Genomic DNA, 15,736 nt, shown 5'->3' with positions numbered 1-15,736 from the left:
AAATCAGACTGTTTTTAGATGGAGCTAACTGATGTTCAGGCCTTTCCAACCAGTTTTTTCATTCGGTATCCAATTCCCTGAACCTTGTTTTCCTTGTCGTCTCCATAATATCCGTAACCATAACCACCATATCCGTAGCCGTAACCATAACCTGCTCCGTAATTTACACCGTTGAAGATTACTGACAGATTGGAGAATCTTTTGGCTTTTTGAAGTTCGCCGATTCTTCTCAAATGATCCACCAGTGTGTAGTTATATCGAACCAAATATAACGTCGCATCGACATACTCTCCGATTAGCGATGAATCCGTTACCAATCCAAAAGGAGGTGAGTCAATCAATATGTAGTCATACTCTTCGCGCAACTCCTTGATCAGCAAAGGCAGGCGTCCATTACTCAAAAGTTCGGAAGGGTTCGGCGGTATTGGCCCACTAGTTAGTACGTTAAACTTTGGATGCACAATTGTGGATTGGATAAAGTCAGAAGGTTTTCCCTGACCGATCAAACAGTTTGATGCACCGTATTGGTTTGGAACTTGTAAACGTTCGTGTAAGGTAGGCTTTCTTAAATCTAGTCCAATTAATAACACACGTTTATCCGAATATGCCAAACTCGCGGCTAAATTGATACTTACAAAACTCTTGCCTTCGCCACCAATAGAGGAGGTGAACATTAAAACTCGGCAACTTCCATCTCCCAAATATTGTAGGTTTGTACGCAGAGCGCGGAATTGTTCAGCAACCGCACTACGGCTCGTCATCTTGATAATTGCATCTTCCCCTGGCTCACCTTTTTCGGTTTTCATATGACCAATCTCTCCAAGAATTGATACATGAGTAGACTTCTCAATTTCTTCTCTTGTCTGAACTGTGTTATTCAATAAAAACAGAAGATTAATTAGAAGTAAAGGGATAATTAATCCAGCAGCACCAGCGCCAATCCATATTAATGAGCGTTTTGGCTTAATGGGGTTGTATGAAGAAATTGGAGCATCTATAAGCCGACTATCAGTTACCGTACTCGCGTACATTAAAGCAGTCTCTTCTCTTTTTTGCAGCAGATACAAATAAAGATTTTCTTTAATACTTTGTTGCCTCTTAATTCCCACAAATTCACGTTCTTTTTGAGGAATGCTGCGTAATCCAGCTGAAAAGCGGGTATTGATACCCTGCAGATTCTGCCTGGTAACATCCATACCCCGACGCAAATTCTGTACATTCTCCCGGATCGCCTGACGCGTACCGTCCAATTGTGTATTTATGGTTTGAAGTAAGGGGTTATTAGTGGTTGTTGTACGAGCATACTTTTCACGCTGTAATTCCAGTTCGTTGAATTTGGTAAGAAGGGAGACGAGTACGGGGTCGTTGATCATATAAGTAGCAGGAGCAACCCCTCCGTCCCCGGCATTTTTTATGTAATTATCAACGCTTTCAAGAATGCTGATCTGTGTGTTGACTTCATTCAGTTTTGCATCATTTTCCTTAATATTTTCCAGGAAAAGTTGAGATTCGGCACTGATGTCGGTGATTCCTTTCGTGGTTTTATATGATTCCACATCTTTTTCTACATCTCCCAACTCTCCGGTGATCAAACCCAAGCGAGTTTCTATAAATTTAAGGGTGTTACTAGCCTCGCTATTTTTGTCACTAAGTGACGACTGAACGTATACATCCAGCAACTTATTTAAAACATCTTTTCCTCGTTGGACAGAAACATCTTCATAACTTAGCTCGATAACAGTGCTTTTAACATTAGGCTGCGCTACGGCAAGCCTACCCAACATCCCCTCTGCCAGGTTTTTGACATCTTTAAAAGTTACTTCGATATCTTCGTAATTGCTGGGTTTTCCTTTTAATACAACAAAAGCACCCCAGGAATTATTGAAGCGCTGGCCGTAGGTATGCAGCGTCTCTTCGTCATTAAACCTGAAATGGGTACTGTCTACAATATGAATTTCAAGTGGTTCCTGTAAGCCTGCGGCGGTAATAACCTCCGGTTTGATTATGATGGGGTTCTCGTTGTATAGGTTGACGGTTCTTAGTCCTTTCTTTGAAGTGTAGGCTACATCGAGATTCAGATCCTTAACAACCTGCTCCATTAATGTTTGGGACTTTAAAATTTCTAACTCATTTTCTACGAGTTTATTTCCTCCAAACTGATTACTCAATTCAGAAAGCATGTCCCCTTGAGATCCGCCAAGACCTTTTTCTTCATCCTTGATCAAAATGGTCGTTTTGGAGCTGTATACGGGCTGTGTAATTTGCAGATAAAAAAATGCGGCGGTTAATGCAAGCGCAATGAAAATAGGGAATAAATACCAATATCTAAGATATCTGCGAACGTAGGTCTGCAAATGAAAATCCTGCTCTTCCTCCTCTAAAAATTCCTGTGACATCCTATTGAAATTTCAGTATGTAAGTAATTTACCTTCAATTGATTTTTTATAGTTGGAGCTTTTGCTCTACTTGGTAAGGTTGATAATTAAAATCCCTAATGTTCCAATACCCCCAACAATAGATGCAATAACTGGTACTAGCTGTTGACGACGATCGGTTGCTGCTAATTTAGTCTTGACAGGTTCAATGTAAATCACATCGTTTTTATGCAAGTAATAGTACGGAGATGTAAAAATATCCCGAGATGTCAAGTCCAATCTTGCATATTGTCTAACACCCTTTTCCTCTCTAATAATCATAACATTGTCACGCTTTCCATAAATGGTGAGGTCTCCCGCCAAACTTAAAACCTCCGGTAAACTTATTGTTTCGTCGGGTATTACATATATTGCCGGATGAGCTACTTCGCCAAGAACTGAAACCTTGAAATTCAAAGTACGAACGACCACTGACGGCTCTTTCAGGTAATTGGTCAATCTCATTCTGATCGTATCTGCGGCTACAGATGTCTTAAGGTCTCTAACTTTAACTTTTCCGATTAATGGAATTTCGACATTTCCGTCTGTATCAACCATGTATCCTACTGGTTGTAATTTTGCCCCTGCGCTCGTTGCGGAATAGTTGGAGCTTGCAGTCATTGCAGTATTAGCAATATTAAACATCTCATTAGCTTCTGAGTTCAAACTACCTACCACGATAGATAACAAATCGTTAGTCTGAATGGTTGGGATATAGTTTTGACTGATATTTTGTGAAGAATTCCGCAAAGTATCTCCTTGAAAATATACAATTGACTTCGGTGATACACAGGAAGTTGTTCCACCCAATACGGCTATGTAAAGTAGTACCAGATAAATACTGTATTGTGTTAGCTTGGAATGCGTATTCTTCATAAGTTGAGTTAAGATTTGTTAGCTGTTAACTATTAAGTAATTGAATGTTAAATAATTATACAAGCAATGCGATACGTTGATAAATGGGGGTTGTGGGAAATTATTAAAAGTCAGTTGTAACGGTAAAATCTAATAATCCCGACAAAGTTATATAAAGTTATTGTCATTTCTACAATTTAAGATCAAAAATTTCTAATACAAATGTAGAATAAATTCTAAAATGTTAAACTACTGAGTAAGAAGTTTTTGATTTTGAAATGGATACCTGGAAAGCCATGATGACTTGTCACCCTTAGAGATTAATTCCAAATGTTGCATGCGGTGCGCGTCAGTGCCTAAAAATGTGATTAATCCATTTTTCAAAAGCCATTCTGCCATCTTGTGCACATTCTCTCCGTAGTAACCTCCAAGAGACAGTATGTTTACTTGCAGTTCACATCCCTGGTCGCTTAATTTTTTATAAACGGATGGGTCGGAATAAAAATAGGTATAACGTTCCGGGTGTGCCAAAACGGGCTGATAGCCTTTTTCTATGATTTTGAATAAAGTTTCTGAGGTATTCATCAGCGGGGTAGAGTAAGGAAGCTCTACCAGTAACCGGTTTCCCGGTAAAGTTAAAAACTGCTGGCCGGTGGTCAGGATCTCAACGAAGTGTTCGTCGATAAAATATTCGGCTGCCGCATTAACCTCAATGGTTAGTCCGGCTTTCTTACAGGCCAGTCGAACATCTTTAAGGCCGTCTAAAATAACTTCGGGAGAATTTCTGTAACAGTCCCACATTACGTGGGGCGTTGTGAAGATGCGTGAGTAACCGAGGTCTTGCAGTTTTTGTACCATTTGTACAGCTTCCTCGACTGTCTCTACGCCGTCATCTATTCCTGGGATAAGATGAGAATGTATATCCATTCCAATCCTTTCCAGGTTTATTTCTTTCTTTTTCTTATCGAATAACCAGTTGAGCATATATTTTACCAGGTGCCCCAAAAATTTCCTTACCGTGAATGAGCCACGGGATGGTTACTTATTTTCAGGAATATTGTGTATTAAAGGGTAAGGCAAATTTAATGTAAAAAATTCGAGACTTCACAGAATATTGCTTGGAAATATTCAATAATAATACAAAATTCATAAATAAACGTTTTCTATTGAAGTATTCCTGTGATTTACTGTACTATACAATTTTTGTAGCGCATTTGTCGGAAAATTTTTTATCAGGCGTAGTGAGAATTTTACATTACCCACCTGAATTTTTTGACAAAGATTTAAAAACGATAGAATACTTTGGTGTATTGTGCCATATTGTAAAATTTACGTTCCATAGATTTTGTTTTTATGTCAATGTTTGTGTTTCGAATGTACGCTTCACATATTATGATTTTCTTATCTTACGATTATTAGAATAGTTCAACTTGTGTCATTAAGGAAAAATTTAAATACTGTATCAGTCCTCGGACAAAGTGTGGATAGTAGTAACGGTTTGTATTTATCTTAATTGGTAATCTTACTGGAAGTGTGGCATTTTATCGCCTGGGTGCATGTTAACCGAATAATGCCGCAAAAACGATAGGTATATACGCAAATGCTGTGGCCAAGCTGAATTAGTCGTAATGCTCAGTTTTTGAGGACACTCCGATGAAAATCAGTAACCAGGTAGGCGTGAGATTTAACTTTTTTTAATCGAGTTATTTCGATGAGCAATTCCTTTTCATGGTTCTATGCTGTCGTCAAGTAAATCCAGTTTAATGTTCATCATCCTCTGCACATAATTTTACCGGGTATTGATAAGACAAGAAAAGCGCACCGACAATCAAAATTATTTTGGTCGAAAATTTACTACCGAGTTATCGTAAGAATTCTAATGACTTTTTTTCAACGGGAAGAGTTAAGGCTGTAATTCCGTCCTATTTCGTGAGCCTGAATATTAGGAATTTCAGTGATTTTAGTGCCAATTCAGGCCCAATTTTTCATTACCGTTTAAAAATTATTAAATTGTATTAATCCAATATTTATTTAAATATAAAATTTATCAGCAAACGGTATGAGTCAAGCTATATTCTGCGCATTGTTTCTATTGATCCTTAATGAGATACCTTGAAAATTGATTTTTGTCCAACAGTTTAATGCGTTAAATTCTATTCAAATGTTATCTGAGGATCGTTTTTAGGGTTTAAATCCGCTGTTTTGATAAAGCAGCTATCATCAGCGCATGCGTTTTATCTGCGAATTGAATTCCATGGAATCTAGAAAAACGATCAGATCCAATTCTTACTTTTATTAAAATTTCAAGTTTACCGTATAATAAGATTGTCCGGGTAGATTATGAAAACTGACAGAATATCTTTAAACTTCTGATAGATAAGGCAAAACAATGTTGTGCTGACAGGCGATTTTACCCCGTTTTATTGTAGAATTAATTGGGATCGGTTAAAATTGAGAACATGCTTGTTAGTTTGCTGAATCTGACCTGACAAAGGTATTTTACAAGGATTGTTCCTGATGAGAATTCGAAGTAACAGTTTATGTATCTTTTGTCAGATAAAAATTTGACTAGTGAAAGTAGCGTAACTGTGTAATCGTTCATTTTTAACCCAACCATAACAAGTAAAATATGTCCATTCTACATGTAGTTCTATCAGGGGGTGTTGGCAGTCGCCTTTGGCCCGTATCAAGAAAATCAATGCCAAAACAGTACATTCCCATGTTTGGCGACAAGTCTTTGTTTCAGCTGACAGCAGAACGTAACAAGGATTTTGTTGATAGTACTGTTGTCGTTGGGAACAAGGATAATTACCTGTTATCCCAGGCCGATCTGATCCGCGCAGGTGTGCATCAGTATTCGGAGATCATTGAAGCAGCTCCGCGTAATACAGCGGCTGCCATCGCTTTTTCTGCTTTTGATCTGAATCCGGAAGATGTGATCCTGGTTACGCCTTCGGACCACATCATTACCAACGAAGAGGCTTACGCCAACGCGATCAATGAAGCAATCGAACTGGCGAAAAAAGGTTTTGTTGTAACTTTCGGCATTGTGCCTTCCAAACCTGAAACAGGTTATGGTTATATAGAATATGAAGGCAATGAGGTAATCTCGTTCCGTGAAAAGCCAAATCTTTCAACTGCCGAGCTTTTTATCGAGACGGGCAAGTTCCTTTGGAACAGTGGCATGTTCTGTTTTCAGGCAGGCGTATATCTGGAAGAACTGAAATCCTTTGAACCGGAAATTTACGAGACTTCCCTGAAAACCTGGGAGGCGCGTAATGGTTCTTTCCTTCCTGAAACAGAGACGATGAAAATCCCTTCGGTTAGTGTGGATTATGCAGTGATGGAAAGATCTTCAAAAATCAAAGTGGTTCAGGCAACTTTTGGCTGGTCAGATCTTGGTTCTTTTGAATCAATCTGGGAACACTGGGAACAGCAGGGCGAAGTTCACCGCTTCAAGCAAAACAACTGCGTGGTTGGTTCAACCAAACATGTTGAGTTTTTAGGTGTAAGTAACCTGATGCTGGTCGAAACACCGGATGCAATCCTTGTTCTGGATAAAAGCAATTCGCAGGACGTTAAAAAAATCTATGAGAGACTTGAACGGGAGATTCCGGAGTTGGTGAGGTAGATTTTTTAATGGTTAATGATTAATGGTTAATGATTAATGGTTAATTGTTAATGCCGGACCGCCGGTGCGGTTGGAAGAGGAACGATTGGATTAATAAATGACTTTGGCTGTCGGCGCGGTCCTTCGTACGGTCGGCAGTCATTTCTCAAATCAGTCAACCTATTATCTATAAATTTTACTACGAGCAAAAAGCCGAAAGCCGATTGCCGAAAGCCGAAGTTTAAATGGAAAAACACTCAAAAATATACATTGCCGGGCATCGTGGGATGGTGGGTTCGGCGATTGCCAGAGGGCTGGCGAAAAAGGGGTTTGAAAATATTGTAACCCGCACTTCCTCGGAGCTTGATCTTCGTAACCAACAGGCGGTTGCTGATTTTTTTGCAGAGGAAAAACCGGATTATGTTTTTCTGGCAGCTGCCAAGGTAGGCGGAATCCTGGCAAACAATACTTACCGCGGTGAGTTTTTGTATGATAATCTGATGATGGAAGCCAATGTGGTTCACTCGGCGCATTTGAACGGTGTGAAAAAGCTGATGTTCCTGGGTTCTTCATGTATCTACCCGAAAATGGCTCCGCAGCCTTTGCGTGAAGATTATCTGCTGACTGGACTTTTGGAAGAAACCAATGAGCCTTATGCGATCGCGAAAATTGCCGGGATCAAACTTTGTGAAGCATACCACGACCAGTACGGAAGTAACTTTATCAGCGTAATGCCTACGAATTTGTACGGTTATGGTGATAATTATGACCTGAACAATTCGCACGTATTGCCCGCGCTGATCCGCAAGTTTCATGAAGCAAAGGAAGAGAACAAACCATTTGTGCAGGCCTGGGGAACCGGCTCGCCGATGCGTGAATTCCTTTTTGCCGACGATCTGGCAGAAGCCTGTTTGTTTTTAATGGAAACTTACAATGGCCGTGAGCTGGTCAATATCGGAACGGGTGAAGATCTGTCGATTAAAGAACTTACAGAGCTGGTTGCCAAAACGACGGGTTTTGAAGGCGGGATACATTGGGATACGAGCAAGCCGGACGGAACACCAAGAAAACTTATGGACGTATCCAAACTGCACGGTCTGGGATGGAAACATACCATTGAGCTGCCCGAGGGCATCGCACTGGCTTATGCGGACTTCCTGAAAAACCAGGAAATTTATTCAGTATAATTTATAAAATATTTACTAAGCTAATAGCCAACCGCTAACAGCTATAACTATAATTTCAATGTCAAAAGTAGCACTTATTACCGGCGTAACAGGACAGGATGGCGCATACCTGAGTGAACTTCTATTAAGCAAAGGATACACCGTTCACGGTATCAAGCGCAGAAGTTCTTTGTTTAATACGGATCGTATCGATCATTTGTACGAAGACCCGCATGTAGACAACGCGAAGTTTATCCTTCACTATGGAGATTTGACAGATTCGATGAATTTGACTAGAATCATCCAGGAAGTACAGCCTGACGAAATCTATAACCTTGCTGCCATGAGCCACGTGCAGGTAAGTTTTGAAATGCCGGAATATACTGCCAATGCAGATGGTATCGGAACACTGCGTATACTGGAAGCGGTACGTCTGTTGGGACTGACTAAAAAAACGAAGATCTATCAGGCGTCTACCTCGGAATTGTATGGTTTGGTACAGGCTGTGCCGCAATCTGAAACGACACCTTTTTATCCACGTTCTCCTTATGCCGTGGCTAAACTTTATGCCTATTGGATCACGGTAAATTACCGTGAAGCGTACGGTATGTTCGCCTCAAACGGGATTCTTTTCAACCACGAATCACCACTTCGCGGCGAAACTTTTGTAACCCGCAAAATCACAAGAGCTGCGGCGAAAATAGTTCTGGGTCTTCAGGATTGTTTGTATATGGGGAACATCGACGCGCAGCGCGACTGGGGACATGCAAAAGATTACGTAGAGGCGATGTATCTGATCTTGCAGCAGGAAACTTCTGAGGATTTTGTGATTGCAACCGGTGTAACAACGCGTGTTCGTGAGTTCATCCGTAAAACATTTGCGTTCCTGGGCGTTGAGCTGTTGTTTACAGGAAGCGAAGAAAACGAAGTAGGCACGATTGCTTCTGTGGATTCTGCCCGTCTTGTAGAATTGGGTATCTCATCAGGCGATCACTTGAAAATCGGAACGCCGGTTTTGAAAATCGACCCAAGATATTACCGCCCGACTGAGGTAGAATTGCTAATCGGTAACCCTGCCAAATGTGATGAAAAACTGGGCTGGAAGCCAAAACATACGCTGGATATGCTGATTGAAGATATGGCTACGTCCGATCTGCGTTTGTTCCAGAAAGATCAGTTGTTGTTGAAAGAAGGATTTGGGGTGATGAATTATTTTGAATAGATAACTAGAAATTAAATTTTATACTGGAAAAAAATGGCAGAAGGAATTCTGCCATTTTTTTTGAAGGACGATCAGTATATTCGTTAAAATTGAAAAAATATGAACTACTAAGAAAGTAATTCTAAAAAAGTTGCTTTTAAGGTAAGCCTCTACCCTTTAAACCTGAAAACGTGCAATTGTTAAAAGACAGCATTTGCTCGAAAAATCTCTATACAGAGATAGTATTATTTTTATTTTTAAATCCACCCAAATCTTCACATTCCCGTAATCCAGCCCAAAAACCGCCTGGCTATCTTTGCCGTTTAACTAACCGGCAAACTACATAATGAAACATCATTTACGAAAACTGAGGGATATTACTTTCCTCGTATTAACAATCATGACTGCCGCAGTATGGCCGCTGCTGGCACAAACCAATCCACCGGCGCAAACCCTGCCTTTTTCATTTACTTCACTGACAGGAGAAACGCTGCCAGCCGGGATGGCAGTTCACAAATTTGGAACTATTCAGAGCAACAGAACGCTTGCACCTGCTGCAGCAGATATTGACCGCGGAACGGCAATCAATCAAGGAGGTTGGCGTGACGAGGCTGATAATGGCATAAGTCTTATCGCATCAAATGCGCAGCAAGCCGGCGTGGTGCTCGTAGCAATTAACACTTCCGGTAAAACGGATATTCAGGTGGCGTGGAAGGCACAAACGATTTATGATCAGGGAAATACAAACAATCTGGCTTTGCAGTACCGGGTTGGTACCAGTGGCAATTTTACGGATCTGGGAGATGACAACCAGATATATACTTCCGGTCCGACCGGCTTTGTGCAGTCGTTTAACGTTACGCTTCCTGCTGTTTTGGAAAATCTATCCGAACCAGTGCAGCTTAGATGGATTTACTGGCAGACGGCTACGGGATCCAGGGACCGAATCGCGCTGGATGATATAGAAATTTCTTCAGGTGTTTCTGGCCCGGACGTTACAGGACCTGTTGTCAGCGCATTTACGCCGTTGGACAATGCCTCGAACGTACCTTTGACTTCAAACCTTGTGTTGACTTTCAATGAAAATGTTGTCAAGGGAAATGGTAATATTGTGATCACAAATGCGTCGGCAAGCACGAGCCAGACTATAAGTGTAACCTCGACAGACGTATCGGTAACTTCTAATATTGTCACGATTTCGAATGTTGTTTTAAATAACGGAATCTCATATTACGTCACAGTTGACGCGGGAACTTTTGCAGACAATGCTGCCAATATTTTTGCCGGAATATCAAGTGCAACGACATGGAATTTTACTACCGTGGCAGCCCCAGGTGTACCGGTTAAAATCAGCGCGATACAGGGAAGCGGCACAACAGCGGCGATTACGGGTATTCAAACAATCGAAGGAATTGTCACCAGAATGTTTTCAGGAGCAACGGGCCTGAACGGATTTTTCGTACAGGAAGAGGATGCTGATTCTGATGGAGATGCAACAACTTCGGAGGGAATTTTTGTATACAATCTCTCGACTGATGTGGCCGGATTGGTAACCCCTTCGGAAGGAGACAAAGTGAATTTGACAGGGACAGTTCAGGATTTTGTCAGCACGACAAGCGGTGTAACAACGAGCTCCACTCAGATCAGATCACTGACAAATTTTACTAATCTGGGACTTTCAACTTTGCCAGCGGTGACGACAATCAAATTTCCGGTCGCCAACGTCACCGATCTTGAACGTTATGAAGGTATGCTGGTTGATATCAGTGCTACTTCGGGTAATCTTGTTGTAACCGAATATTTCCAGCTTGGTCGTTATGGACAGGTTGTCCTTTCCGCAACGGGTGCATCGAACCAGCCAGGCACCGATGCCCGGTTGGATCAGTTCACACAGTTCAATATGCCAAGCACGACAGGGTATGCTGCTTATCTTGCTGAAATAGCCAAGCGGAAAATAATTCTTGACGATGGCAGTACGCGTCAAAACACCGATCCGATCATTTTTGGTCGTAACGGTAATCCGTTGAGCGCCACAAATACTTTAAGAGGAGGGGATGAGGTAACAAATATCGTTGGGATTTTGGATGAGCGCCTGGAAGGGTACCGGATTCAGCGTGCAACGGGAGTGAATTTCATTCCAGTAAATGAACGCCCGACGACGCCCCCGTCTCTGGCGGCAGCAACGCTCAAAGTAGCAAGTGCCAACGTTCTTAATTATTTTACGACGCTGGATGCCGGTTCAGGCGATTTTCGGGGTGCAAATAATGCCCAGGAATTTACCAGACAAAAAGCGAAGATCATTAAGGCGCTTATCGGCACGGATGCTGATGTGATCGGGCTGATGGAAATACAAAATAATGGTACGACACCAACAACCGCATTGCAGGACCTGATCAACGGATTGAATGCGGATCCTGCCAGCAGTGGAACCTATGCTTTTGTTAATACAGATCCTTCGGTAACCGGTTTTACCCTGTCGACCGATGCGATTACAGTAGGAATTATTTATAAAACGGACAAAGTAAGTCTTGTAGGTAACGCTGCTTCACTGACTACCAGTGCAGCTTTTGATGCTGTTGGCCGCAGGCCGCTGGCTCAGACTTTCAGCCAGAATTCAAACGGCGAATTATTTACCGTGGTCGTTAACCATTTTAAATCCAAAGGATCGAGTTCCGGCGGTGCTGGTGATGCAGACGCAGTTGACGGGCAGAGTGCTTCCAACGGAACCCGCTCCCGCCAGGCGACGGATCTTGCCGCATGGCTTGCAACAAGACCAACGGGAACAACCGATTTGGATTATTTAATTCTGGGAGATTTGAATGCTTATGCCATGGAAGATCCGCTTAGGATTTTAGCTACTAGCGGTTATACCAATCAGCTGCCAGCGACTTCCTATTCTTACGTTTTTGACGGACAGACCGGATCGCTCGATCATGCGCTGGCAAGTTCGACGCTTGCAACGCAAATCACCGGAACAGCCAAATGGCATATCAATGCTGATGAGCCGGGTGTGCTTGATTATAATACCGAATTCAAAACGACGGGGCAGGTCACCAGTTTGTACGCCCCAGATCAGTTCCGTGCTGCGGATCACGATCCTGTGCTGGTAGGACTTGATCTGACAAACCCACTGCCAGTAAGTTTGGTTTCTTTTACTGGAAAAACAATTTACGGTACTGAATCTTCCCCAAAAATTCTTCTGAGCTGGACGACAGCTAGCGAGGTTAACAATGAAAAATTCGAGATTGAAAAAAGTTACAACGGGAAAAATTTCGAAAAGATCGGAACGGTTTCAGGAAAGATTACCACAGCGGTAAGATCTGATTATAGTTTTGAAGACACGGATGCAAAAAGCGGACAACTTTATTATTATCAGTTGAAACAGGTTGATCTTGACGGTACTTTCGAACGTTCAAGAATCATTGCGGTTCGTACGGATTCTTTCGAAGGGAACGTTCACATCTATCCGAATCCAAGTGCTGGTAGTTTCTCAATCTCCGGAGCGGATCTGAGGACAACTTCGTTCAGCTTGTTTGATGCCATGGGACGAAAAATTCAGGTGACCGCCCAACCGACATCGCAGAATGGAATTTATGAGATCAATCCGGCTCAGTCGCTTACTTCTGGTATGTACCACTTGGTATTAGGGAATGCCGATGGCGTAAGTAAAACATTGAATATCGTCGTTCAATAATATTCGTTTGAAAAGATCTGGCCTTCCGACTATCGATAGTTGGAAGGCCAATTTTTTGCCTTCTGATTTGAGATTAATTGGACAGTTCAGAATACAGAAGTACTTGGCGTAAAATGTAGTTTAAACCCAGGCTCGTTTTTTGTAATGCTGGATTATTGTTGAGGGAATATCATGCGAATGTCTGGCAGGGATGAGATACTTAGAAAATTGAACATTTTAAAATAATTGAGCTATTTGAATCATGGATGAGAAAGAGACCGAAAGGAAAAATACGGACATTGAAATTTATCCGACAGAGAATGCGCTCAATATTATTGTGAATCGGCATCCGATCGGCCCGCTTAAAGAACAGGATCCAAAATACATTCTCAGAATTGTGAACCGTATACCTGTGCTCGTGTTCCTGGGTGACAATCCGGAAGATTCTTTTTTCAAAGAAATAAATTATCCGTTGATCTTGCAGCGCGCAGATACCGACTGGGTTGATCAACCGCAAATAAAGATTAGTCTTGTTTCCAAAGATGCTAACGGAAATAATGAATCCGCCGCAAGTGAAGAAATCCTGCTTAGCCCGTCGGACTCCGGGAGGATCCGTGAATCATGCAAAAATCAGATTGGCAAAACTGCCGAATACATTGAATCCTCAATCATACATATCTATGGCAGAGAGCACCAGCATGAATGGCTTCAAAACTTTGATTAAGGCGTATGTTTTGTAAAACTCTGAAGCTTATAAGAACTGGTTGTGCCGGAAACTGGTGCGAGAAGTAATATGTGCTGAATCCCGAATGACGTATCATTTCAAGGTCATTCAGGATTCAGCATATAATGTTCAAATTTTTACTATATCGAAACTTTCTCCAACAGTTGAACCGCCTGCATAACTTACGTTCATTGTAATCGTGAGCGTATTATAAGTCAAAACGCCAACGCCTTCGTAACGACCAGTTACGCCGTCAATCGTGATATCCTGGCTGAACTCGATACTCCTTGAATCGATAAAGCGGACATTTTTAAAATCCAGCAAACGTGTTTTTCCGGTAATGGATGTGTCTAAATGTGTGATGGTTATGACATCGTCCGCTGCCTTATAAATTTGCCAGACCACAGTGCCGGCGATCTGATCATCAGCTGTTAGTATTTTTCCCCTATAACTTCCAAAATAAAGCGTCTCCAACTCAGATTGGGGCTCAGGGTCTTTTTTACAGGAAAGAAATGCCAGGCAAATCAAGATGATTGATAATGTGCCTGCATTTCTGATAGTCTTTTTCATAGTTACTTAAATTATAGTCCGGGTTAATGGTTATGCTCAGGTATTCGCTTGTGCACTCGTCTTCGTAAAGGTGTAATTTGGCATGGTCCGTTTCCGCTGGGCAAAATAATTAGACCACACCCACAGTAGATTCAGGTCAATTGATATCAAAATTCGTACTATGAAAAGTTACAACTATTTTCAAAAAAACACAGAAGTAGTTATTACCTTTTTTATTCAAGTAGTATTTTTTGGTATATACTGCTAAGAAATACTTTATAGAGATATTTCTCATTACCGTTAAATCAATAATGAGTGCCGATAGGTGGAGCCACGGGATTGGTGAACCGGGAAGTTAGATTTTGCCACACAAATTATAATTGTATTGTGAGCGTAGACAGGTGTAGTTAACTGGAAAGGAAAAATAATGAAATTATTTCTATACATCGAAAGGAATATTAAGCCAGTTTTTTAGCGACCTAACCTCGCAGTAATTTCCATTCTTTTTTAAGCTGGGCATATTTTGAATTACTTTCTGCTTCCTTCCATTTGGCATAAAAGACCGCGGCAGCATCGGCTTTTTCCTGCTGCCCTGTTCCCCTTTCCAGAAGCTGGAAGTCGTGTTCTTTGTCATATTTTTTACCGCCCTTGTAATTCGCATATCGACGCGCACGGGTGAAGCCCATTTGTAAATATTTACGAGCCATATCGGCGCCAACGAAATCGTCCTGATTGAGATAATTTAAGAACATATCAAAGATACCCTCACTGCTTTCTATGGCAATCACTTCCGTTTTAAATCGCCAAAGCGGCCCAATCTCAGCTTTGTAAGGCTGACATATCAAAACGCCCTGTTCACCCTTTCCCACGCGGTATAATTCAGGATGTTGACGATAATCAACGTCCGGCTTCCAGACATACACATTTTTATCAAAATGAAGATAGGATGGGCTGTCGGCCATGATATTGATTTTAGGCAGTTTAGTATGTCACAAAAGAAAAAAGCCACCTCTTGCGAGGCAGCTTTTCCTTAATATTTTTTGCGAATTAAGCTTTCGCAGCATCACGAAGCGCCTTGATTTTATCATGCGCTGCATTGATATGTAAAGATTGCGTTCTCACGATCGCAAGTGCGTCTGGAGTCAGTTCAGAGCTGCTCAAAGCATCTTGATATGCCTTTTTGATTGCATCTTCTCCGCGCTCGGCTTCAGATAAAATACTCGCTCTGTCGCTTCCGCCAAACAGAGATTTTACGTCAATCCACACGCGGTGCAATGCGCCACTCACGCTGTTTTCTGTTTCAAGATGGGCAGCAGATCCACCAACTGCCGCTAGTTCCTGAGAATTTTGACGGCTTTGTTGAGCATACTCCTCAAAAAGCGCCTTCAAATCAAAATTTTCATCGTTGATATCTTCAATTACTTTTTCAAAACCTGCTGTACGATCGTTATTGATTTCAATAAGATCACTGATTACTCCTGATGTAGTTGACATAATATTTATTTTATTGTTTGTTGATTACTGACAATTATAAAGAATATCGT

General features: G+C 41.5%; 11 protein-coding genes. 5 read left to right on the top strand and 6 right to left on the bottom strand.

What is annotated here, in order from left to right:
* Nucleotides 1–35: 35 nt before the first annotated feature.
* From L0657_RS23980 to L0657_RS23970, 3 genes are all read right to left on the bottom strand, one after another.
* A complete protein-coding gene (locus L0657_RS23980; RefSeq protein WP_235153310.1) occupies nt 36–2,396 on the bottom strand; it encodes a tyrosine-protein kinase in 2,361 nt (786 codons plus the stop codon).
* Between the two features lie 66 nt (nt 2,397–2,462).
* Entirely contained in the window at nt 2,463–3,290 is an 828-nt protein-coding gene (locus L0657_RS23975) for a polysaccharide biosynthesis/export family protein (RefSeq protein ID WP_235153309.1), read from the bottom strand.
* A 228-nt stretch (nt 3,291–3,518) separates the two neighbouring features.
* Nucleotides 3,519–4,253 (bottom strand): tyrosine-protein phosphatase, encoded by a 735-nt coding sequence (locus L0657_RS23970; RefSeq protein ID WP_235153308.1) that lies wholly within the window; start codon nt 4,251–4,253, stop codon nt 3,519–3,521.
* Between the two features lie 1,645 nt (nt 4,254–5,898).
* On the opposite strand from L0657_RS23970, the gene L0657_RS23965 reads away from it, so the two are divergent.
* The 5 genes from L0657_RS23965 to L0657_RS23945 all read left to right on the top strand — a co-directional run bounded on the left by L0657_RS23965 (nt 5,899) and on the right by L0657_RS23945 (nt 13,643).
* Nucleotides 5,899–6,900, top strand: a complete 1,002-nt coding sequence (locus L0657_RS23965) for a mannose-1-phosphate guanylyltransferase (RefSeq protein ID WP_235153307.1) — start codon at nt 5,899–5,901, stop codon at nt 6,898–6,900.
* Between the two features lie 224 nt (nt 6,901–7,124).
* On the top strand, nt 7,125–8,066 hold the full coding sequence (locus L0657_RS23960) for a GDP-L-fucose synthase (RefSeq protein ID WP_235153306.1): 942 nt from the start codon (nt 7,125–7,127) through the stop codon (nt 8,064–8,066).
* 58 nt (nt 8,067–8,124) lie between these two features.
* A complete protein-coding gene (gene gmd / locus L0657_RS23955; protein WP_235153305.1) occupies nt 8,125–9,267 on the top strand; it encodes a GDP-mannose 4,6-dehydratase in 1,143 nt (380 codons plus the stop codon).
* 325 nt (nt 9,268–9,592) lie between these two features.
* Entirely contained in the window at nt 9,593–12,940 is a 3,348-nt protein-coding gene (locus L0657_RS23950; RefSeq protein WP_235153304.1) for an ExeM/NucH family extracellular endonuclease, read from the top strand.
* 241 nt (nt 12,941–13,181) lie between these two features.
* Nucleotides 13,182–13,643, top strand: coding sequence for a hypothetical protein (locus L0657_RS23945; protein ID WP_235153303.1), 462 nt, complete (start codon nt 13,182–13,184; stop codon nt 13,641–13,643).
* A gap of 129 nt (nt 13,644–13,772) precedes the next feature.
* Here L0657_RS23945 and L0657_RS23940 read toward each other — a convergent pair whose 3' ends face one another.
* The 3 genes from L0657_RS23940 to L0657_RS23930 all read right to left on the bottom strand — a co-directional run bounded on the left by L0657_RS23940 (nt 13,773) and on the right by L0657_RS23930 (nt 15,686).
* A complete protein-coding gene (locus tag L0657_RS23940; RefSeq protein WP_235153302.1) occupies nt 13,773–14,213 on the bottom strand; it encodes a hypothetical protein in 441 nt (146 codons plus the stop codon).
* Nucleotides 14,214–14,671: 458 nt separating this feature from the next.
* Nucleotides 14,672–15,154 carry a DUF4385 domain-containing protein gene (locus tag L0657_RS23935; protein ID WP_235153301.1) on the bottom strand — a complete coding sequence of 161 codons (483 nt, stop codon included), beginning with the start codon at nt 15,152–15,154 and terminating at the stop codon, nt 14,672–14,674.
* Nucleotides 15,155–15,239: 85 nt separating this feature from the next.
* Nucleotides 15,240–15,686 (bottom strand): PA2169 family four-helix-bundle protein, encoded by a 447-nt coding sequence (locus L0657_RS23930; RefSeq protein ID WP_235153300.1) that lies wholly within the window; start codon nt 15,684–15,686, stop codon nt 15,240–15,242.
* Between the last annotated feature and the right edge of the window lie 50 nt (nt 15,687–15,736).

The organism is Dyadobacter sp. CY345, from assembly GCF_021502725.1.
GTDB lineage: Bacteria > Bacteroidota > Bacteroidia > Cytophagales > Spirosomataceae > Dyadobacter.
This window is presented reverse-complemented; position numbering and strand designations above follow the sequence as displayed.